Source organism: Rhodococcus sp. P-2 (assembly GCF_016598535.1).
Classification (GTDB): Bacteria; Actinomycetota; Actinomycetes; order Mycobacteriales; family Mycobacteriaceae; genus Rhodococcus_F; species Rhodococcus_F baikonurensis.
The window spans coordinates 4,660,810-4,680,143 of sequence record NZ_CP066779.1; the positions used below are offsets into that span (position 1 = coordinate 4,660,810).

Below are 19,334 nucleotides of genomic sequence, written 5' to 3' on the forward strand. Positions count from 1 at the left end.
GATATCTGTGAAGTGATCGGGATCACTTCGAGTCGTGGAGAATTCTTGTTGCAAACAGGTGGGCCCGGAAGTTTGTGTTCATTACGTTCAGGAGGCGCTCGATGGTCGAACGAAAGACCGGCCGACGTATGAGCGTCGCCAGGCAGATCCTGATACTGCAATTGGCGTTGTTGGCGCTGGTCATCGGCGTGGGGGCTGCGCTCGCGGTTGTCGACGAACGCCGCGACAGCGATGACGCGATCCGCAGGCAGGTGAGCTCGATAGCGCAGACTCTCGCCCTGTCGGATTCGACGGCGGCGGCCCTGACGAGTCCGGACCCGACTGCGATTCTGCAACCACAGACCGAGAAAATCCGACAGGCAACCGGCGTCGATTTCATCGTGGTGATGGCGCCGGATCGCACTCGGTTCACACACACGAGCCCGGAACTGATCGGCCAACTGTTCACCGGGAACATCGACCGCGCACTCGCCGGCGCGACCTTCACGGAGACGTACGCCGGGTCGCTGGGGCCGTCGATCCGCGCAGTCACTCCGGTTTACGATTCCGGTGGAACCCTGGTCGGTCTGGTTTCCGCCGGTGTCACGCGCGAGCAGATCAGCAAGCAGTTCGCCCAAAGTGTTCCGGTCATCCTGTTCGTTGCCGGCGGCGGTCTACTTGCCGCCCTCCTGAGTTCACTTCTGGTGAGTCGGCGTATCAGGCGACAGACCCTGGGGATGGCGCCGGACGAACTCCGCACCATGTACGAACACCACGACGCCGTCCTGCACAGCATCGGTGAGGGCTTGGTGGTGATCGGGCGAGGCCGAAGCAACGATGCGCGAGTGGATATCGTCAACGACGAAGCACGTCGCCTCCTCGATCTACCGGAAGGGCCCGTGCCACTTTCATCCATCCCCGAGACCATGCGGGTCGACGATGCCTCTCCCGCAAAAGATCAAGTGCACCTCACCGACAAGCGTGTGCTGGTGGTCAACCAACACCCGGTTGAGTGGGAGGGCAACAGAATTGGCACGGTGCTGACAATTCGCGATCACACCGAACTGCAGAACGTACTCGGGGAATTGGATTCGGTACGTAGTTTTGCCGAGTCGCTTCGATCGCAAGCCCACGAGAGTGCAAATCGTCTGCACACGATCATCACGATGGTCGAGTTGGGGCGAAACGACGACGCAGTGGCCTTCGCCACCAATGAATTGCGGGTGTCTCAACAGCTGATAGATCGTCTGATGAATGCGGTCCACGAGCCGGCACTGGCCGCACTACTGCTCGGCAAGATGAGCGAAGCGACCGAACGCGGTGTCGACCTGACCATCACGGAAGACACTGCGCTCGGCCCGGTTCCTTCGCTCAATGCACGCGAGTTGGTCACGCTGGTCGGCAATCTCGTGGACAATGCTATTGACGCATCGCGCGCGAGCGAGTCTCCGTGGGTGGAAGTGACGGTAATGGAAGAGGACTCGATGATGGTTGTTGCCGTCGCCGACAGCGGCCCGGGAATGACACCCGAAGCACTCGAAAAGGCCAAGGGCCGTGGCTACTCCACAAAATCCGGCTCTCGCGGACTCGGTCTCGCGCTCGTCTCGCAAGTGGTGAAACGGCACGGCGGCACGCTCACCAGTGAACCTGCGATGGGCTCGATGCTGGTAGTCCGCATACCTCTGCGCGAGGCGGAAACACCGCGATGATTCGTGTACTGATAGTCGACGACGAACCGTTGATCGCGCAGGCGCACCGTTCGTACGTCGAGCGCGTGCCGGAGTTCGTGGTCCACGGTGTGGTTCATTCCGGGAACGCCGCCGTGCGTGCAGTTACGGCGGCCAACGCCACCGACCAGCCCATCGACCTGGTCCTGCTCGACATCGGTTTGCCCGACGCCAGCGGTCTCGACGTGGCTTCCGCCCTGGGCGGGTTACGCCCGAGTCCGGACATCATCGCGGTCACCTCGGCGCGCGATCTCGAGGTGGTTCGAAGCGCCGTGGCTCGCGGGATCGTCCTCTATCTCCTCAAGCCGTTCACCTTCGCAGCGTTCCGCGACAAGCTCGAGCGCTACCTCGAATATCGTGCTGCCCTGCCCGCTGGAGAGTCTGCGGTCAGCCAACACGACATCGACCGAGCGATGTCCGCACTACGAACGTCCGACGATCGAGCAGCGGCGCCGAAAGGCTTTGCATCTCAAACGCTCGGACTTGTCGCGGCATCTGTTCGGGATTCGGAAGGTCCCGTGACTGCGGCCGAGGTGGCAGCGTCGGTCGGAGTGTCCCGGGTGACAGCCTGGCGCTACCTGGAAAAGCTGGCAGACGACGGCATGCTCACCCGGGAGACCGAGTACGGGCGGGCTGGACGCCCTCAGGTTCGTTACCGCAGAACCTGACTTGTCACCGAACCTGAGGGTCACCGAACCTGATTGGTGCAGAAGCTAGTTCGCGCCCACGGTATCCAGAACCCAGGCGAACTCGAACGCGACCTCTTTCCACTTCTCGTAGCGACCGCTGACACCGCCGTGTCCGGCGCTCATCTCGGTCTTGAGAAGCAGCGGAGCGTCACCGGTCTTCGTGGCGCGCAGTTTTGCGACCCACTTGGCCGGCTCCACGTACAGAACGCGGGTGTCGTTGATGCTCGTGATCGCAAGAATGGCGGGATAGTCCTTGGCTTCCACGTTCTCGTACGGGCTGTACGAGTGCATGTAGTCGTAGACATCCTTGTTGTGCAGCGGATCTCCCCATTCGTCCCACTCGATGACCGTCAACGGCAGCGACGGGTCGAGAATCGACGTCAGCGGGTCGACAAACGGAACGTTGGCGAGGATGCCGGCGAACAGTTCCGGAGCGAGGTTGGCGACGGCGCCCATCAGCAGTCCACCCGCACTACCACCGTCGGCGACCATTCGATCGGCCGACGTGACACCGGTGTCGATCAAATGCTGTGCGCAGGAAACGAAATCGGTGAAGGTGTTCTTCTTGGTGAGCGTCTTGCCGTTTTCGTACCAGTGACGGCCCATCTCGCCGCCGCCGCGCACGTGTGCGACGACGAAGACGACACCGCGATCGAGCAAGGACAAGCGGGCAACCGAGAACGACGGGTCGATGCTCGCCTCGTAGGAACCGTAGCCGTACAACAACAGCGGCGCTGGACCTTCGGGCGCACCGACGCGCCTGACGATCGAGAGCGGAATGCGGGTGCCGTCGTCGGCCACTGCCCAGTCGCGACGCTGCTCGTAGTTGCTCGCGTCGAAGTCACCGAGAACGGGCTGCGACTTACGCAGTGCCAGTTCACCACTGGCGACGTAGTAGTCGTACACCTGCCCGGGAGTGATGAACGACGTGAATCCGAGCCGGATGGTGGGCTGCGCCCATTCCGGGTTGGACCCCATACCGATGCTGAAGAGTTCTTCGTCGAAGTCGATCTCGTGACGCTCACCGTAGCCGTCGGCGGTCAACGGCCACACGGCAACCCGAGTGAGCGCCTCGCGACGGTAGCTCAGCACGAGGTGTCCGGCAAAGGCTTCGGCTTCTTCCAGACGAACGTCCGCGCTGTGCTCGATCAGCGTCGTCATGTTCGTCGGATCCGACACGGGAGCTTCCACCAAGACGAAGTTCTCGGCCTTGACGCCGTCGACGACGTCGTTGTGGAGAATGAGAAAGCGATCCTCTCCCCCGATCACCGCGTGTTCGGCCCCGTACTCGACGCCCTCGCGGCGCGGGATGATGACGCGGAAGTCGCCTTCCGGGTTCGCCGATTCCAGCATCCAGCCTTCGCTGGTCACCTTGGAACCGACCCAGATCATCAGGTACTTTTCGCTGCGGGTCGACCCCACCGAAACCCAGTACCGTTCGTCGGGCTCGTGGAACACCGAAACATCTTGGCTCTGCGGCGTTCCCAGCATGTGACGCCACACGGTGTCCGGGCGCCAGGAGTCGTCGACGGTCATGTAGAAGACATGACTGTGATCGATCGCCCAGGTGGCACCAGGTGCGGTGTCGGGAATCTCGTCGGCGAGCATCTCGCCGGTCTCGAGGTTCTTGAACCGCAAGGTGTACCGCTCGTCTCCGACGATGTCCACCGAGTACGCGAGCAACGTGCCGTCCTCGCTGATGGAGAACGCCCCGAGCGAAAAGAACTCGTGCCCTTCGGCTTCGACGTTGCCGTCCATGAGGATCTGCTCACCGGCCAACTCGACGCCAGGTGTCAGGTTGGGCGGAGTCCAGTCGTCTTCACCGGCAATGGGACACCGGCACTGGACGGTGTACGACTTACCTTCCACACTGCGCGAGTAGTACCACCACTTACCCATGCGAGTGGGCACCGACATGTCGGTTTCCTGCGTCCGCGACTTGATCTCCTGGAAGATCTTCTCGCGCAACGGCTCGAGAGCGGCCGTCTGCTCGTCGGTGTACGCGTTCTCGGCTTCGAGGTACGCGACTACCTCGGCGTTGTCCTTGTCCCGCAGCCACTCGTAGTCATCGACGAACGTGTGTCCGTGATGGGTACGTTCGACGGGGACCTTCTTTGCGACCGGCGGGATCAGACTCATGCGCTGGGACCGACCCAATCGTCGAAGGACAACCCGGAAATGCGTTCGTACGCCTCGATGTAGCGGGCACGAGTCGCGTCGACGATCTCCTGCGGCAACGGCGGAGGTGTCGTGTCCGAGCTTCGATCCCAACCCGATTCGGGGCTCGTGAGCCAGTCGCGAACGAACTGCTTGTCGAAACTGGGCTGCACCTTGCCCGCTTCGTAGCCTTCGAGAGGCCAGTAGCGCGAGGAGTCCGGGGTGAGAACCTCGTCGGCGAGTACCAGGTTTCCACCGGAGTCGAGGCCGAATTCGAGCTTGGTGTCCGCCAGGATGATTCCGCGATCGGCCGCGAAGTTGGAGGCGCGGGCGTAGACGTCGAGGGTGTCCTCACGAAGCTGGACTGCCAGCTTCTGACCCACCTTCTCCACTACCTGATCGAAGCTGATGTTCTCGTCGTGATCACCGAGGGCAGCCTTGGACGCCGGGGTGAAGATGGGATCGGGCAGCCGCGACGCCTCGACGAGGCCCTCGGGCAACGCGACGCCGCACACTGCTCCGGTGTTGTTGTAGTCGACCAGGCCGGAGCCGGTGAGGAAGCCACGGACGACGCATTCGACGGGAACCATGTCGAGGGAGCGCACGACGAGGGCGCGGCCGAGAACCTCTTCCGGGATGCGATCGTCGTCGGGCTCGCCGGCCAGGTGGTTGGTGCCACCGAGGACGTTGAAGAAGAACACGCTCATCGCTGTGAGAACGCGGCCTTTGTCCGGGATCGGTGTGCTGAGCACGTGGTCGTAGGCCGAGATCCGATCACTCGCGACAAGCAGCAGATGCTCGTCGTCGATCGTGTAAAGGTCACGGACCTTGCCACCGGCCAGATGAGTGTAGGAATCAAGTGTAGGACGCACCCGGTCACCCTATCGGGCGTTCGCAGTTCGTACAGAACCCCGGTAGCCGGGACGGGTAAGCGTCCTCGCCGTTCGGAGAGCTGTCCGCCCTGCTCATCCGGATATGCAGGTGGCCCCTCGCCGGCAGGCGAGAGGCCACCGTCACAGTCGATGAACTACTGGTTTGCGGGCAACTTCGACAGGCCCTCGTCGATCGAATCCAGCGTCAGAAGGGCCGTCTGATAGGTCGCGGCCAACGAATGCCGGACCTGGACGACGTTGCCGGCCTTCACTGCGGGCAATTCCTTCCACAGCTCGGAATTGACCAGCTCCTGCAACTGGGGCGACATCGAGCCGTCGGCGTTGAGGCCGTAGACGATCACGTCGACATTTCCGAGATTCTCGCCGATCTTCTCGATGGATACCTGTTCGACGTGGATGTCGGCCGGGTCTGCGGGGGTGCCGGGGAACTGCAGCCCCAGTCCGTCGAAGAGATTCGTCGTGTACGAAGACGCGTACTCGCGTGAGAAGGTGCCTGCCTCCGGCTTGCAGACGTTGCACACGCCGCCGAAGCTCAGCGCGCCGAGCTTGTCCTTGTACTTCGCGGCCAGCTCGGCAGTTTTGGCGTCGTAGTCGTCCTTGAACTCTCCGTAGGTGTCGGAGACGTTCGCGGCGTCGGCGAACTGCTCGCCCAGCACTCGCCAGTCCGCTGGAACCGTCGGTCCCAGGAAGACGACGGGAGCGGCAGCCTTGAGCTGAGCCATGTCCAGCTGACTTTCGACACGAGCGGGAACGCCCATGATGATCAGATCGGGCTCGGCAGCGACGATCCCCTCGTAATTGAGCTGGGAGACGTTGCCGTCGGGCGCGACCTTCGGCAAAGCTTCGTAAGCGGCCTTGGTCTTGTCGTCCATGTTGCCGAGTTCACGGGTCCACTCACATACCGCAGCCAGGTTCGCTCCCGCCTGAATCAGCGGCAGGACCGCATATCCGCAGGCCACGATCCGCTGCGGGTCGCTCGGGATCTCGATGGATCCGTTCTGCGCCTCGAAGACACGGGTCTGCGAGCTCGCGGCTGTCGTCGACGATTCGGACGATGCCTCCTCGGAGTTGCTGCAGCCGGCGACGCCGACCGCCAGCGCAGCTGCTGCACCGATCACCACTGCGCGGCGAAACCGCGACAGACCTTGAACCCGCATGTTGAACTCCATCTGAACGCACCGGACTGCTCCGGAATTGATTTGGTGAGGCTAACCAATATCAGGGCGGCGGGAGTTTGCACAAACACAGGTCTCGAGGAATGAACTGCGCCTCCCGAGCCGCTCACGCTCACAGCAGCACGCCTCCCACTGAGAGGGAGCAAAGCAAGATTCCTCTCGAATCGGACACGCGAACTCGCTACCTTGCCTTCGCGATACCTCATCGACTCGCCACTCTCTCCGCTCGACGAAGGGCTCACACATGTCCCGATCCACGCGTACCTGCTCACTACGGTCTGCCGCGGCCATTGCGTTGACCAGTAGCTTTCTCATCACCGGCTTCGGCGCCTCGATCGCACAGGCCGACCCTGCCCCCTCGGCTCCACAGTTCGGCTCGCTGGATCTCGGATCCAGCGACTTCGGCAGTGCCGAGCAGACCCCAGATGCCCCGCGGCTGACCGGGATCGACAATTTCCGCGATGTCGCAGGCACCGGCGCCGGATACTCGGGAACTTTCGGTCTGCCCGTCAACAAGGGGGTCTTCTACCGCGCGAACGCGATCACGCCCAAGGGCGATGACATGAGCATTCTCGAAAAGCTTGGGCTGACAAAGGTTTACGATCTGCGCACCGAACCCGAGATCGCCAGTAAGCCGGATGTCCTGCCCGACGGGGTTGCGTACGAGAACATTCCGATCCTGTCCGGGAACATTGCCGAGATGGTCGCGAAGATCAAGTCCCCCGAGGACTCTCGATCGATGATGCAGGACATGAACCGCGCCTTCGTCACCGGAGCGACGGAACGAGCCGGATTCGCGCAGTTGCTCACAGGCCTCGCGGAAACCGAAGGCGCACAGGTCTTCCACTGCACCGCAGGCAAAGACCGCACCGGCTGGACATCGTTTCTCCTACTGAGCATCGCCGGCGTCGACCGCTCGGTGATCATGAACGACTACCTCCTGACCAACGAGTACACGGCCGAAGGCATGAAGGCCACGCGCGCGGGCATTGCGGCGAGCTTGGGCGAGCAGATGGCCGTCAACATGGAGCCCCTATTGGGTGTCGAGGCAAGCTATCTCGATGCCGGCCTCGCACAGTTGGACCAGACCTACGGGTCGGTCGATCGCTACCTGACCGAGGGCTTGGGCCTGAGTGCGGCAACTGTCATGGCACTCAAAGCCAAACTGCTGGGCTGAGCCGAACAGATGCCCCGGGTTCGACGTGGGGTCGAGCCCGGGGCACGTGCACTTCTCTGCCCGTGCCGTGCCGGATGCGCCGCAGCGCCCCGTGCGTCAGCGCGATACGGCGATCACGTTGTTTCGGTACGCCCAGATGACGATCTGCACACGGGTACGCACCTGCAGCTTCTTGCAGATGTTGCTGATGTGCGACTTCACCGTGCTCTGCTCGAGGCTGAGGGAATCGGCGATGTCGTTGTTTCCCAAGCCTTGTGACAGCAACTGCACCACATCCATTTCACGTGCACTGAGACCGTGATCCGATCCGGAGCGCGCTGTGGACATGGGTGCAGGCTTGCGCCTCGCGAACTCCACGATCAGTCTCGAGGTCAATCTCGGCGAGAGCACCGAGCCACCCTCGGCCACGGTCAACACTGCCGACGAGAGTTCCTCGGGATCGGCGTCTTTGAGCAAGAACCCGGCGGCGCCGCTGTCGAGTGCCTCGAATACGTACTCGTCGAGATCGAACGTGGTGATCACGATGACGCGGGTTGCCGGAAACTCGGCAAGAACTTCCCGGGTCGCAGTCAATCCGTCGCCGTGCGGCATGCGGATGTCCATCAGCACGACATCCGGACGCAGTGCACGCACCTGCTCGTACGCCTCGACTCCCGTCTTGGCATGCCCGACGACGCGAATTTCGGGGTGACCGGAGAGAAACAGTTCGAAACCCTGCCGTACCACCTGCTGGTCGTCCGCAATAAGGACATCGATCATGCGTTGATCCTCCCGTTCACCGGCACCAGTGCCTGCACAGCCCACTCACCTTCCGAATTCGGTCCGGCGTCCAGTTGACCACCCATGAGCGTCGCGCGTTCGCGCATTCCCACAATTCCGAGGTTTTGCCCGTCGGAGGCCGGGCGAGAATTACCGAGAGTGTTGATCACCCGTACCCTCACCGCGCCCGCTTCTCGGCTCAGGCACACCTTGGACTCACTGCCCGGCGCATGACGAAGGACGTTCGACAACGCTTCCTGCACGATGCGGTAGCAGGTCAACTGAACTCCGCTGTCCAGGTCGTCGAAGCGGCCGACCTTCTCCAGCGAGATCGACGAGATGGTGCGCCTGCAGTCGTCCACCAACTCGTCGATGTCGGAGACCATGGGCGTCGGGAAATCGGGGTCTTCCTCACCCAGGCGAAGTATCCCCACGATCTGCCGCAAGCTGTTGAGGGCTCGCTGCCCCTGCTCGATGACGCCGCCCAGGAGGGCTTGCGCTTGTTCGGGATTGCTCGAGAAGAACTTGTCGGCGGCACGGGCCTGGATGATCATGCCGGTCATGTGGTGAGCCGCGACGTCGTGCAACTCACGTGCCATGTCCTGACGTTCGGCGACAACGGCATTCGCGATCTTGCGTTCGCGGTCCCGGTGCAGATCCGCAACTGCCTGACTGTTCTCCACAGCTTGCTTTCGCAGGCGCGCGACGATCTTTCCCATGGCGGCGACAACCAGAAAACTGGTGACGGTGTTTGCCGCCGGTTCGAGGAACAGGTGGGGCAACTCCCCCACCTGAACCTCGGCGACCGTCAGCCCGTCCCGTTCGGTGAGATACATCGCCAAGATCACGTCCATCGCCATTCCGAGGACCAACAGTCCGGCCAAGCGCATGCCTGTCACCCGGATGGACACTGCCATGATCGCGAACCAGAAAAGCGGCGTTGCCCCGAGCGATCGACTGCCGAGGAAGAGCATCAACCCGCCGGATCCTGCCAGCGTCAGTAGGTAGTACGCGATCGGGTATCGACGGCGCGCACACGCCACCACGGTCAGCGCCGTCAGGAAACCCATGATGCCGACGACGGTCGCCGGATCGCTCAGCACTCGATTGCTCGTCTCGGGTTCAGTCTTGAGACTGGCGAGGCCGAATACCCAGGGCACGCTCAGCAGTCCGACGATCACGGCCGCCGTAGCCGGGTTGCTCAGGTTGAAACGTCCCCACCCTCGCGATGTCAGGGCTTGCCCCGGGGCATTCTGACCAGCCGAGTCGAACATCCACTCCCCATTCCGCATCCAGTGATTGACGTTCATGGTGGCATGCGCGCACCACTTGGTCCCACATTCGACGAACGTGAAGGGAATGTTCGATTCTCGGTTACGACCAAAGGACTAGTTCGGGGTGAAAGTACTAGTACTTATGGATCAGCTGAACTGTTCGACCAACCGGTTCACCATATTGGTGGCGCTGTAGTAGTCGAGACGGAAGGTGTCCAGCCCCACGGCGTAGACGTGGTGATCACGAATTGCCGGATGCTGGGCCAGCAGGGGAAGTGCCTCGACCGCCTTCACTGCACCGTCGTCGGCGCTGACCAAGATCAGGGTGTTGCCCGCGATACCGTCGTAGAGGTTCTCGGCCGAGACCTGAATGATGTCCTTACGCTTGCCCATGGACTCACTGCTCTTCGCGGACTCGGGAATGTCGGCGACAGTGAAACCCATCGCCGTGAGCAACTTCGCCTGCCCGGACTCGTGCGTCCAGATATTGGCACCGCTGCCGTCCTCGTAGTAGACCAGCGCAGTGGTCGGCTGCGGTGGAAGCGTGATCTCGGCTTTGGCAGCCTCTACTGCGTTGTCGAATTTCGCGACGGTAGCCGCGGCGTTGTCTTCGAGACCTGCCGCCTTACCCAGAACAGAGGCAACTTCCTGCCAACTGCTTCCGCCGTAGTCCACCACGATCGTCGGAGCGATGGCCGTGAACTGCTCGTACAGGTCGACGACGGAGTCACCGCCTGTCGCCGAGACGACGATCAGATCCGGGTTCTGAGCCAGAACGGATTCTGCGTTCGCGCCGCCCATCGTCAACACGGCAAGTCCGCGTTCTCGCGCGATGTCGCCCCACTGTGTGAACAATCCCTGCGCATCGGACACATCGGTGTTCGGTCCTGTCGATGCGGTAGCCACCACCGGAGCGTCGATCGACAACAGTGTGCCCGTCAGCGTCACACTGGTCGAGACGATTCTCTCCGGCTTCGACGTGATCTCCACCGGCCCTTTCGGCGTTTCCACGGTGCGCGGCCAATTACCCTGCGATACAGCTGAGTCAGCATCGGAATCGGCATCCGCAGAACTACATCCGACGAGGGCGAACCCTGCGACCAAGACTGCGGAGAGCACCTTCAGGGTGCGTGATTTTTTCATTGTGACGCCCACTGGCGGACCACTCCTCGAATTCAAAAGCCCATCAAATTAGGTTAGGCTGTGCTCATGCTAACCCAGCCGGCGACTGATCTGTCCGCTTCCCTCGCGGCCTCGCCCGACATCGACACGTTCTGGAACCGGATAGTGCAACAGGGCACGCCGATCATCGAAAGCGTTGATCCACAGACAGTTCGGGTCACATTCCTCTGGCGGCAGCCCGAAGAGATGGAGGTCGAGCGCGTCTACCTGGATGCAAACTCGCTGACCGACCACCACGCGGAACAGCTCAGCGTGATGCACAGGATCGGCGATAGTCCGGTGTGGTTCTACGCCACCGAAGTCTCGAACACCTGGCGTAGCAGTTACAGCTTCATCCCGGTACCGAAGTCCGTAGTCGACGAACTCGACTATCCCGGAGCAGGCAAGGAAGACACGACTCGCCGCACCCGATGGCTGGGGTTGCTCGAACACCGAATCGCCGACCCGCTCAATCCGCTCTCCGCGGGCGTGGACACAAGACGCTCCGTCGCCGAGATGCCCTCGGCGCCGGTCCAGTTCGGCTGGGATGCTCCGATTTTCAGAAAGTCGGTGCAGCTCGCCTGGGACAGTTCGGCTCTAGGCGTCGAACGACCGGTGTGGATCTACGAGACCGTGGACGACGGGCTGACACCGCTCGAAGAACGCCCACTCGTGATTCTTCTCGACGGGCGCCACTGGGCCGAGGTCATGCCCGCGGGTGCCGCTTTCGATCGTGCAGTCCAGACCGGCAAACTGAAATCCTGCGTTCTGCTGGCGATCGACTCCGTTGACAATCAACGTCGTTCGACGGAATTGCCGTGCAACTGCGAATACTGGAGTGCAGTCGTCAACGAACTGCTTCCGCAGGTACGCGCCGTCGCACCCTTTTCATCTGATCGAACGCGAACCGTCGTCTCGGGGCAGAGCTTCGGCGGTCTGTCCTCGATGTTCGCAGCACTCGAATTTCCCGAACACTTCGCTCTGGTCGCCAGTGGGTCCGGATCATTCTGGTGGCCAACGGGTTTGAAGCGCGGCAAGGACGGCCCGGCGGGCGGAGACATAGCCGCACGCATCGAGCGCGACGGCGTGCCGGACGGTTTACGCGTTGTCCTCGAAGTAGGTAAGCACGAGTCCGACATGGTCGGGCACAGCGCAGCGGTCGCCCAGGCGTTGGAGGCCGCCGGAGCCCAAGTGTCGTATCGGATCTTCGACGGCGGCCACGACTGGTTGTGCTGGCGCAGTGCCCTTCTGGACTCCGTTGTCGAACTGATCGGCAGTCCGTGAGACGGACAACGCTCTAGGCCGGCTCGATGTCACCAAGCTTCCATGTCCGGTCGAAATAGGGCTCGAGAGGTCCGTAGAAGCGGAAGTACGAGAACCAGTGCCGGCCCGGAATGGTCTGAACCCAATTGGATCCCTTCCCTTCCGGGGCAGTAGGACCGTAGTAGAGATCCACTGAACCATCTTCGTTGACAACAAGATCGGGATCTCGCGAACCACGGTCGCCTCTGCCCTGCTCGTTGTCGATCAGGCACCGGGTGTCGATCGAGTAGACCGTCGCGGACCAGAAGAGCTTTGCCGGGACATCGGCGGGCACGTGGAGTGTGTAACTCTTTCCTCCGTCCAACCAGTGGCCGTCGGTATCGGAGTAACTACCCAGATACGCCTGGCCGAGCCCCGGCGTCGTACTCTTCATCGCCTCCGAGAAACTGACTGCCTCGTAGAACCACGACGCGCGTTCGTAGAACTCGTCGTAGTTGTCCGCCCGCTGAGCAGAGTTGTCCAGAACAATCGCCAAGTCCCACTGACGATCGGGCCAGTAGCGCGAACCGGGGAACCGCTTGACGAATGCATTCGCTTGCGCGAACACCTCCCCCACCTCGACGGCCCGCTGCAAGATCTTCCGCAAGCGATCTTCCGGGGCAAACGGTTTGCCCTTCTCTATCCCCAACTGCCGAAGCCACGCCATCGGGAAGCGGTCGCGCTCTTCGACGGGTTCGTCCTGCACGATGTCGTGTAGGAGCTCCCAGTAGCGAAGACCTCGCGGCTGAATTCCGCTCCAGGGCTTGCCGTCCGGTGAGACGAGCCGAGTGGGAGTCGGATTCGCGCGATCGGCGTAGGGGTAGACGCGCACTGCCTCGACCAACGCACTCGAACGCGCCGGGTCGGGATCGAGCGTGCGGAAGCCGAACATGATGTGCATCATCGGGGAGTGGACGACGGTGTATTCACCTGTGTCTTCAGCACTCTGGCCTGGGCCGACCACCACTGTCTTGCCACCCTTGCCGGCGTCGGGGCCCATCTCACCGAGCACTGCGACTTCCCGTTGCCAGAAATCCGCGATACCCCCGGCTGTCGGACCCGGCGGCAGTTCGATCACCAACGGCCCCGATACACCGAGATCGAAGAAGTTCAAGATGTACGGCGTCGTCGCGTTGGCGGTGATCAGCCCCAGTCGATCGCGATACGATCGATAGACGACGATATCCGACGCGGTTGCTCCGAAGATGTTGGTATGCACGTCCATCCACTGCGCCCAGGAGACGATGGGGATGGCCCACAGGTACGCCTGGACCGCAGTCTGGAAGTCGAGCTCGTCGAACACCGTTGCGATGTTCTCGCGAGCGGGAAGCTCTGCGTCCCTGGGGACCACTCCGGAGGAATACGTCAGTTCGATGTCGGCCATACCCAGATGGTGCTGAAAGAAACCTCGGCGCGAATCACCCGCACCGGGTGAACCTCTAGTTCAGCGCGCCGCGAATGACAGCAGCCGTGCTGTCGAGTATTGCCCGATTGGGTGTGCGAGGAAGCGCGCGCAGACCGAACCCGTCGCCGCGATTGCGCGGAATGACGTGCAGATGAACATGGAAGACTTCCTGCCCCGCAACAGCTCCGTCGGAGAGATGCAGGTTGACCCCGTCGATGGGGAGGGGGCCGGTACGCATCGCTGCGGCAATCTTCTGCGCGACGGCAAAGATCCTGGCGCCGTCGTCGGGGTCGAGCGTGGACAATCCACTGGCGTGGCGCTTCGGCACGACCAGGAGATGGCCGGAGGTGAACGGCCGAATATCCATGAAGGCAAGAACATTCGCGTCGTCGTAGACAACACTGGCCTCGGCCTCACCAGCGATGATGGAACAGAAGATGCAGTTCATGCTCTTCGACCCGGTGCGCCTTTTCGGTAGTGACGGCCACCGAAAAGGCGCACGGGGCGTAGCCCTTACAGAATCGGCGACGGCGCGTACGCCGCAGCTTCGGGATTGGCGTCGACAAGTTTCTGCACCTCGGCGACAACGGCATCGACCTGAGCCGAAGCGGCGCCGACAAAAGCGGCCTTGTCGGCAAGAGCCTCGTCGAGTGCAGCGCGGTCGAGCGGCAAACGGTCGTCGGCGGCGAGGCGATCGAGCAGATCGGGCTCCTTGCCCTCTTCACGCATCGCCAGTGCAACTGCGACGGCGTTCTCCTTGATCGCCTCGTGTGCGGTCTCTCGTCCGACGCCCGCGCGGACGGCAGCCATGAGGACTCGCGTCGTCGCGAGGAACGGCAGGTACCGCGTCAGTTCCTTCTCGATCACGGCCGGGTACGCACCCATCTCGATCAGCACGGTCAGGAAGGTCTCGAACATGCCGTCGATCGCGAAGAACGCGTCCGGCAGCGCGACACGGCGCACGACGGAGCAGAAGACGTCGCCCTCGTTCCACTGTGCACCCGCAAGCTCGGCTGCCATGGAGCCGTAGCCGCGCAGGATCACCTGAAGACCGTTGACGCGCTCGCACGAGCGGGTGTTCATCTTGTGCGGCATCGCCGAGCTGCCGACCTGACCGGGCTGGAAGCCTTCGGTGACCAGCTCGTGGCCGGCCATCAAGCGGATCGTGTGTGCGAACGACGACGGGCCGGCGCCGACCTGGACGAGCGCCGAGATGACGTCGTGATCGAGGGAACGCGGGTACACCTGGCCGACGCTGGTCAGTACGTGAGCGAATCCGAGGTGCTCCGCGACCTTCGCTTCGAGCTGCTCGAGCTTGGCCGCATCGCCGTCGAGAAGGTCGAGCATGTCCTGAGCGGTACCCATCGGACCCTTGATCCCGCGCAGCGGGTAGCGGTCGATGAGCTGGCGCAGACGCGTCAGTGCAACGAGAAGCTCGTCGGCCGCGGAAGCGAAACGCTTACCCAAGGTGGTGGCCTGAGCTGCGACGTTGTGCGAGCGGCCGGCCATCACGATGGACGAGTACTCGGCAGCGCGCTCACCCAGGCGGGCGGCGACGGCGATGCCGTGGTTGTAGACGTGCTCGAGCGAACGCACGATCTGCAACTGCTCGACGTTCTCGGTGAGGTCGCGGCTGGTCATGCCCTTGTGGACCTGTTCGTGTCCGGCGAGTGCGTTGAATTCCTCGATGCGTGCCTTCACGTCATGACGGGTGATCCGCTCGCGGTCCGCGATGGACTTCAAGTCGACGTTGTCGATGACGCGCTCGTAGTCGGCGATCGCGTCGGCCGGAATGTCGATGCCCAGCTCTGCCTGCGCACGCAACACCGCCACCCACAATTGGCGCTCGAGCACGATCTTGTACTCGGGAGACCACAGAGCAACAAGCTCCGGGCTGGCGTAACGGTTGGCAAGGACATTCGGGATGCGGCTCACGAGGCCTCAGTCTAACGGTGGCCGAGCAGTGCTGTTACCCCCGAGCTGGAGCAGCTGTCTACCCCCGAGCTGGAGCAGCTGTCACCCCCCAGCTAGACGACCGGCGGCGCCATCACGTCGATCGATTCCAACAGCATTCCACGCGCCAACCCCCGCGGGTCCGGGTCGTACTCCCCCAGCGCCGTGATCATCGCGCCGTCGACCATCGCGACAAGACGACGCAGTTGCCCCTCGGGAGCCGACCGGCCCGAACGCCGGAGCGCATCGGTCAACAGTTCGTCGAGCTGGGCGCGAAGGCGCAGCTGCACGTCACGAAGTGCGGGATGACGGGCACACGCCACAAATCGTTCGTAGCGCGAGATCAATCGTTCGCGACTCTCCGGCCGCTTCTCTTCGTCGCCGAGCAGCAACTCGACCAATAGTTCGACCGTCGATTCCGCGCCCCGCCGACGTTGGGTCACCGCAGCCACTCTGGCGCGCATCGCTTCCATGTCGGCGTTGCCGTTGAGCTCGACAGCACACGCGATCAGATCGTCGAGTGAATCGAAGTAATAGGTCGTCGACGCCAGCGGAAGATCGGCTCTGGTGGCTACGGCGCGGTGACGAACGGCGTCGAACCCACCCTCCAGCAAAAGTTCAGCAGCGGACGCCACCAGAGCCTGGCGACGTCGTTCACCCTTGGGCGTAGCTGCGGAAGACACCACGACATCGTGCCAGCATGGGGCACCTCCGCATGGCGAAACAGCTCGAAGACCCTGCTGTTTGTTACCCGAGCCACTTCTCGAGGCGGATCAGTGCCTCCTGGATGTCGGCAGTTGCGCCTGCAAACGAGAGTCTGACCATCCGGTTTCCGTGGACGGTGTCGAAATCGATTCCCGGCGCCAGCGCGACCCCGGTATCTGTCAGCAACCGGGCACACCACGCGGTGGCGCCCTCGTCGCCGCACAGATGGCCGATGTCCGCGTAGACGTAGAACGCACCGTCGGCCGGGGCCAACTCGGTGATGCCCAGTTTCGGCAGGCCGGTCAACAGCAGTTCACGATTGACGGCGTACCGCTGAACGTGCCCGTCCAACTCGATCTTCGCCTCGTCCGAGAACGCCTCGATCGCGGCGTACTGCGAGATCGCGGGCGGGCACACCGTCATGTTCGACGCGAGTCTCTGCAGCGGGCGTCGCAGATACGTCGGCACCAACATCCACCCGAGCCGCCAACCGGTCATCGAGAAGTACTTGGACACCGAGCCGATCACAACAGATTCGCGTGAGGTCTCCCAGGCGCTCGACGTGTGCTGATCGCCGTATCCGATGCCGTGGTAGATCTCGTCCGAGATCAGAAGAGTTCCGTGCTCGTCGCACCACGCCGCCAAGGCGGCCAACTCGTCGGGCGAGATCACCGTGCCCGTCGGATTTGCGGGGCTGGCGACGATCAGACCGGCAGGCGGCGACGGCAAAGCCTCCAGCATGTCCACGGTCGGCTGGTATCGGGTTGCCGGCCCGCAGTCGAGTTCGACGACGTTGCAGCCGAGAGCGGCAAGGGTATTGCGGTACGCGGGATAGCCGAGGCGAGCAACCACAACGGTGTCCCCCTCGTCGAACGCGGCGAGGAAGAGCAAGGTGAACGCCCCGGACGAACCGGTCGTCACCACCACGTCTTCGGCGTCGACCGCAATCCCCGATCGCTCGCTGTGGTAGCGCGCAATAGCTTCGCGTAGCGGCAGGATCCCGAAAGTTTCGGTGTATCCGAGTAGTTCGGTGCCCAGAATCTCTCGCGTCGCACGTAGCACCGGTGCCGGCGCGGGAGTCGACGGTTGACCGGCAGCCAACGTCAGAACGTCGCCGTGTGTCCGCTGACGTTCGGTCGCGGCCTTCCATACATCCATGACATGGAAGGTCTGAATATCTGATCGACGAGATTCTGAGCGCACACCCCGACGGTAGCCGAACTGTGGTTCCGCATAAAACGACGACTGCCGATAGTGACGATCCGACAGATTCAGGCGCTCAGTGTGAGTCGATCGAACGAGACCTGGGCCACGTCTCTCGCGCAACATTGATCAACGACTTCCTTCGATCAAAAGGTGCATCAGATGAAAGTTCGCTCAGTGCCCACCGCGGCTCTGGTCACGATCGGCGTGCTCACCGTTGCCTCGTGCGGAAGTTCGTCTGATCCTGGAGGGGAGTCCTCCGGCGATTACGCCAAGGACGGCAGTTTCACGACGATCGTGAACACCGACCCCGGCAACCTTCATCCTCTGATCACCAACTTGACTGCCACGCAGGCAATCAACAGCTATACCAACGACTCGCTGTTGGCCATCGACCCCAAAACCCGTACAGCGGGCTCGTATCTGGCCGAAAAATGGAGCGAGAACGGAACTTCGCTGAACTTCACCCTCAAAAAGGGGATCACGTGTGAAGACGGCACGACGTTCACTGCCCAGACAGCGGCGAACAACATCAACTGGGTCGTCGACAAGACGAACGGCTCGCCGTGGCTGGGAGCGTCGGTACCCGAAACTGCGGTAGCAACCGCTGACGGCGACGAGCTCACGATCAAGACAGCGGAACCTGCGCCCTTCCTGCTCGAGCGCATCGGTGCTCTCAAACTGGCATGCCAGGCAGCACTCGACGACCCCGCCAGTGTTCGCAGCAGCAGCAACGGAACCGGCCTGTTCAAGGTCACCGAAGTAGTGGCCAACGATCACGTCACGCTCGAGCGCCGCGACGGATACAACTGGGGACCGAACGGCGAAACCACGTCGGACACCCTCGGAGTGCCCAAGACCGTCACGATCAAGATCGTGACCGACGCGGCGACGACGGCGAACCTGGTCCTCACCGGAACGGTGAACGCAGCACCGGTGGCCGGTGCGGATATCGAACGTGTGGAAGCGTCCGGCCTGGAATCGATGACGTCGAACACCTTGAGCGGGCAGTTCATCTTCAACCACAATGCTGCTCTTCCCACCAAGGACGAAGCGGTGCGCAGCGCGCTCGTGCAGGCAATCGATCTCGACGACTACACGGACATCAACACCGGTGGCAAGGGTTCGCGCGCTACGGCATTGGCCGTTGTCGATCCGCGAGCATGTGATTACGACAGTGTGACCGGCGTAGTTCCGAAGTTCGACATGACCGCGGCGAAGAAGACCCTCGCCGACGCCGGCTGGAAGCCCGGATCGGACGGCGTTCTGACCAAGGACGGTCAACCGCTGCAGTTGACCGTCATCTTTGCCAACTACCGCGATACCACCTCTGCAGCAGCAGAATACGCGATGAAGCAGTGGCAGGAACTCGGCGCGAAGGTAGAACTTCGTGGTGGTGACAACAACTTCATCATCTCCAACACGTTCGCGGCAAAGGACCTCACGTCCTGGTCGATCTCGATCGGTCTCACCGTTCAGAGTGACACTCCCAGCATCTTCGTTCCGTACTTCTCCGGCCCTGTCCCGCCTGCGGGAGTCAACTTCGCATCGATCGACAATCCCGAATACACCGAACTGGCTGCGAAGGCCTCGGTTCTGCCCGGCCAGGAATCCTGCTCGGTATGGAAGGAAGCGGAACAGGCGCTGTTCACCTCTTCTGACGTCGTTCCGGTGTCCACGTCGCCGAACTTCATGTTCTTCAACGGTGCGACGTCCCTGTACGCGCCGATTGGTGGCACCCTGGCGGGCCCAGGCATCCGAGTTCTGAAATAAGC

16 protein-coding genes are annotated in these 19,334 nt (G+C 62.4%); 5 read left to right on the forward strand and 11 right to left on the reverse strand.

The annotated features are described in order from the left end of the window. Window positions 1-101: 101 nt before the first annotated feature. Together I7X09_RS21945 and I7X09_RS21950 are read left to right on the forward strand one after the other, a co-directional pair. Window positions 102-1,688: a sensor histidine kinase gene (locus I7X09_RS21945; protein WP_095971419.1), complete on the forward strand. Its 1,587-nt coding sequence runs from the start codon at window positions 102-104 to the stop codon at window positions 1,686-1,688. Beyond that, a complete protein-coding gene (locus tag I7X09_RS21950) occupies window positions 1,685-2,374 on the forward strand; it encodes a response regulator (protein WP_003945570.1) in 690 nt (229 codons plus the stop codon). Before I7X09_RS21945 ends, I7X09_RS21950 begins: the two co-directional genes overlap by 4 nt. Window positions 2,375-2,419: 45 nt before the next feature. Here the strand turns inward: I7X09_RS21950 and I7X09_RS21955 are convergent, their stop codons facing one another. The 3 genes from I7X09_RS21955 to I7X09_RS21965 all read right to left on the reverse strand — a co-directional run bounded on the left by I7X09_RS21955 (window position 2,420) and on the right by I7X09_RS21965 (window position 6,614). Beyond that, entirely contained in the window at window positions 2,420-4,534 is a 2,115-nt protein-coding gene (locus I7X09_RS21955) for a S9 family peptidase (RefSeq protein WP_200313662.1), read from the reverse strand. Further along, window positions 4,531-5,424, reverse strand: a complete 894-nt coding sequence (locus I7X09_RS21960) for a phosphoribosylaminoimidazolesuccinocarboxamide synthase (RefSeq protein ID WP_019747067.1) — start codon at window positions 5,422-5,424, stop codon at window positions 4,531-4,533. The genes I7X09_RS21955 and I7X09_RS21960 overlap by 4 nt, the downstream gene beginning before the upstream one ends. 155 nt (window positions 5,425-5,579) lie before the next feature. After that, window positions 5,580-6,614, reverse strand: coding sequence for an ABC transporter substrate-binding protein (locus I7X09_RS21965; protein WP_124568777.1), 1,035 nt, complete (start codon window positions 6,612-6,614; stop codon window positions 5,580-5,582). Window positions 6,615-6,864: 250 nt separating this feature from the next. On the opposite strand from I7X09_RS21965, the gene I7X09_RS21970 reads away from it, so the two are divergent. Beyond that, entirely contained in the window at window positions 6,865-7,797 is a 933-nt protein-coding gene (locus I7X09_RS21970) for a tyrosine-protein phosphatase (RefSeq protein WP_200313664.1), read from the forward strand. A 96-nt stretch (window positions 7,798-7,893) separates the two neighbouring features. Here the strand turns inward: I7X09_RS21970 and I7X09_RS21975 are convergent, their stop codons facing one another. From I7X09_RS21975 to fepB, 3 genes are all read right to left on the reverse strand, one after another. Continuing rightward, window positions 7,894-8,556 (reverse strand): response regulator transcription factor, encoded by a 663-nt coding sequence (locus I7X09_RS21975; RefSeq protein ID WP_050655447.1) that lies wholly within the window; start codon window positions 8,554-8,556, stop codon window positions 7,894-7,896. Then, the gene (locus tag I7X09_RS21980; protein ID WP_234036671.1) at window positions 8,553-9,866 is read right to left on the reverse strand and encodes a sensor histidine kinase; all 1,314 of its coding nucleotides are present in this window, start codon (window positions 9,864-9,866) and stop codon (window positions 8,553-8,555) included. The genes I7X09_RS21975 and I7X09_RS21980 overlap by 4 nt, the downstream gene beginning before the upstream one ends. Window positions 9,867-9,977: 111 nt before the next feature. Then, the gene (gene fepB / locus I7X09_RS21985; protein ID WP_234036672.1) at window positions 9,978-10,973 is read right to left on the reverse strand and encodes a Fe2+-enterobactin ABC transporter substrate-binding protein; all 996 of its coding nucleotides are present in this window, start codon (window positions 10,971-10,973) and stop codon (window positions 9,978-9,980) included. 66 nt (window positions 10,974-11,039) lie between these two features. Between fepB and fes the strand changes: the two genes are divergently transcribed. Further along, window positions 11,040-12,275 carry an enterochelin esterase gene (gene fes, locus I7X09_RS21990; RefSeq protein ID WP_200313668.1) on the forward strand — a complete coding sequence of 412 codons (1,236 nt, stop codon included), beginning with the start codon at window positions 11,040-11,042 and terminating at the stop codon, window positions 12,273-12,275. 13 nt (window positions 12,276-12,288) lie between these two features. Here fes and I7X09_RS21995 read toward each other — a convergent pair whose 3' ends face one another. From I7X09_RS21995 to I7X09_RS22015, 5 genes are all read right to left on the reverse strand, one after another. Continuing rightward, the gene (locus I7X09_RS21995) at window positions 12,289-13,677 is read right to left on the reverse strand and encodes a DUF1254 domain-containing protein (protein ID WP_200313670.1); all 1,389 of its coding nucleotides are present in this window, start codon (window positions 13,675-13,677) and stop codon (window positions 12,289-12,291) included. A gap of 55 nt (window positions 13,678-13,732) precedes the next feature. Further along, window positions 13,733-14,146 carry an HIT family protein gene (locus tag I7X09_RS22000; protein ID WP_124568782.1) on the reverse strand — a complete coding sequence of 138 codons (414 nt, stop codon included), beginning with the start codon at window positions 14,144-14,146 and terminating at the stop codon, window positions 13,733-13,735. Window positions 14,147-14,211: 65 nt separating this feature from the next. Then, complete coding sequence (gene purB, locus I7X09_RS22005; protein ID WP_200313672.1) at window positions 14,212-15,633, reverse strand: adenylosuccinate lyase; 1,422 nt, start codon at window positions 15,631-15,633, stop codon at window positions 14,212-14,214. Window positions 15,634-15,725: 92 nt separating this feature from the next. Continuing rightward, complete coding sequence (locus tag I7X09_RS22010; RefSeq protein WP_166811564.1) at window positions 15,726-16,334, reverse strand: TetR/AcrR family transcriptional regulator; 609 nt, start codon at window positions 16,332-16,334, stop codon at window positions 15,726-15,728. Between the two features lie 64 nt (window positions 16,335-16,398). Further along, the gene (locus I7X09_RS22015) at window positions 16,399-17,559 is read right to left on the reverse strand and encodes a pyridoxal phosphate-dependent aminotransferase (RefSeq protein ID WP_234036673.1); all 1,161 of its coding nucleotides are present in this window, start codon (window positions 17,557-17,559) and stop codon (window positions 16,399-16,401) included. Between the two features lie 162 nt (window positions 17,560-17,721). On the opposite strand from I7X09_RS22015, the gene I7X09_RS22020 reads away from it, so the two are divergent. After that, a complete protein-coding gene (locus I7X09_RS22020; protein WP_200313676.1) occupies window positions 17,722-19,332 on the forward strand; it encodes an ABC transporter substrate-binding protein in 1,611 nt (536 codons plus the stop codon). Window positions 19,333-19,334: the final 2 nt, after the last annotated feature.

Excerpts from the sequence above, each read along its gene's own strand:
- I7X09_RS22000 (WP_124568782.1), bottom strand. The coding sequence starts at position 14,146 with ATGAACTGCATCTTCTGTTCCATCATCGCTGGTGAGGCCGAGGCCAGT.
- fepB (WP_234036672.1), bottom strand. The coding sequence starts at position 10,973 with ATGAAAAAATCACGCACCCTGAAGGTGCTCTCCGCAGTCTTGGTCGCA.
- fes (WP_200313668.1), top strand. The coding sequence starts at position 11,040 with ATGCTAACCCAGCCGGCGACTGATCTGTCCGCTTCCCTCGCGGCCTCG.
- I7X09_RS21970 (WP_200313664.1), top strand. The coding sequence starts at position 6,865 with ATGTCCCGATCCACGCGTACCTGCTCACTACGGTCTGCCGCGGCCATT.
- I7X09_RS21955 (WP_200313662.1), bottom strand. The coding sequence starts at position 4,534 with ATGAGTCTGATCCCGCCGGTCGCAAAGAAGGTCCCCGTCGAACGTACC.
- I7X09_RS21975 (WP_050655447.1), bottom strand. The coding sequence starts at position 8,556 with ATGATCGATGTCCTTATTGCGGACGACCAGCAGGTGGTACGGCAGGGT.
- I7X09_RS22020 (WP_200313676.1), top strand. The coding sequence starts at position 17,722 with ATGAAAGTTCGCTCAGTGCCCACCGCGGCTCTGGTCACGATCGGCGTG.
- I7X09_RS21950 (WP_003945570.1), top strand. The coding sequence starts at position 1,685 with ATGATTCGTGTACTGATAGTCGACGACGAACCGTTGATCGCGCAGGCG.
- I7X09_RS21980 (WP_234036671.1), bottom strand. The coding sequence starts at position 9,866 with ATGAACGTCAATCACTGGATGCGGAATGGGGAGTGGATGTTCGACTCG.
- I7X09_RS21965 (WP_124568777.1), bottom strand. The coding sequence starts at position 6,614 with ATGGAGTTCAACATGCGGGTTCAAGGTCTGTCGCGGTTTCGCCGCGCA.
- I7X09_RS21995 (WP_200313670.1), bottom strand. The coding sequence starts at position 13,677 with ATGGCCGACATCGAACTGACGTATTCCTCCGGAGTGGTCCCCAGGGAC.
- I7X09_RS21945 (WP_095971419.1), top strand. The coding sequence starts at position 102 with ATGGTCGAACGAAAGACCGGCCGACGTATGAGCGTCGCCAGGCAGATC.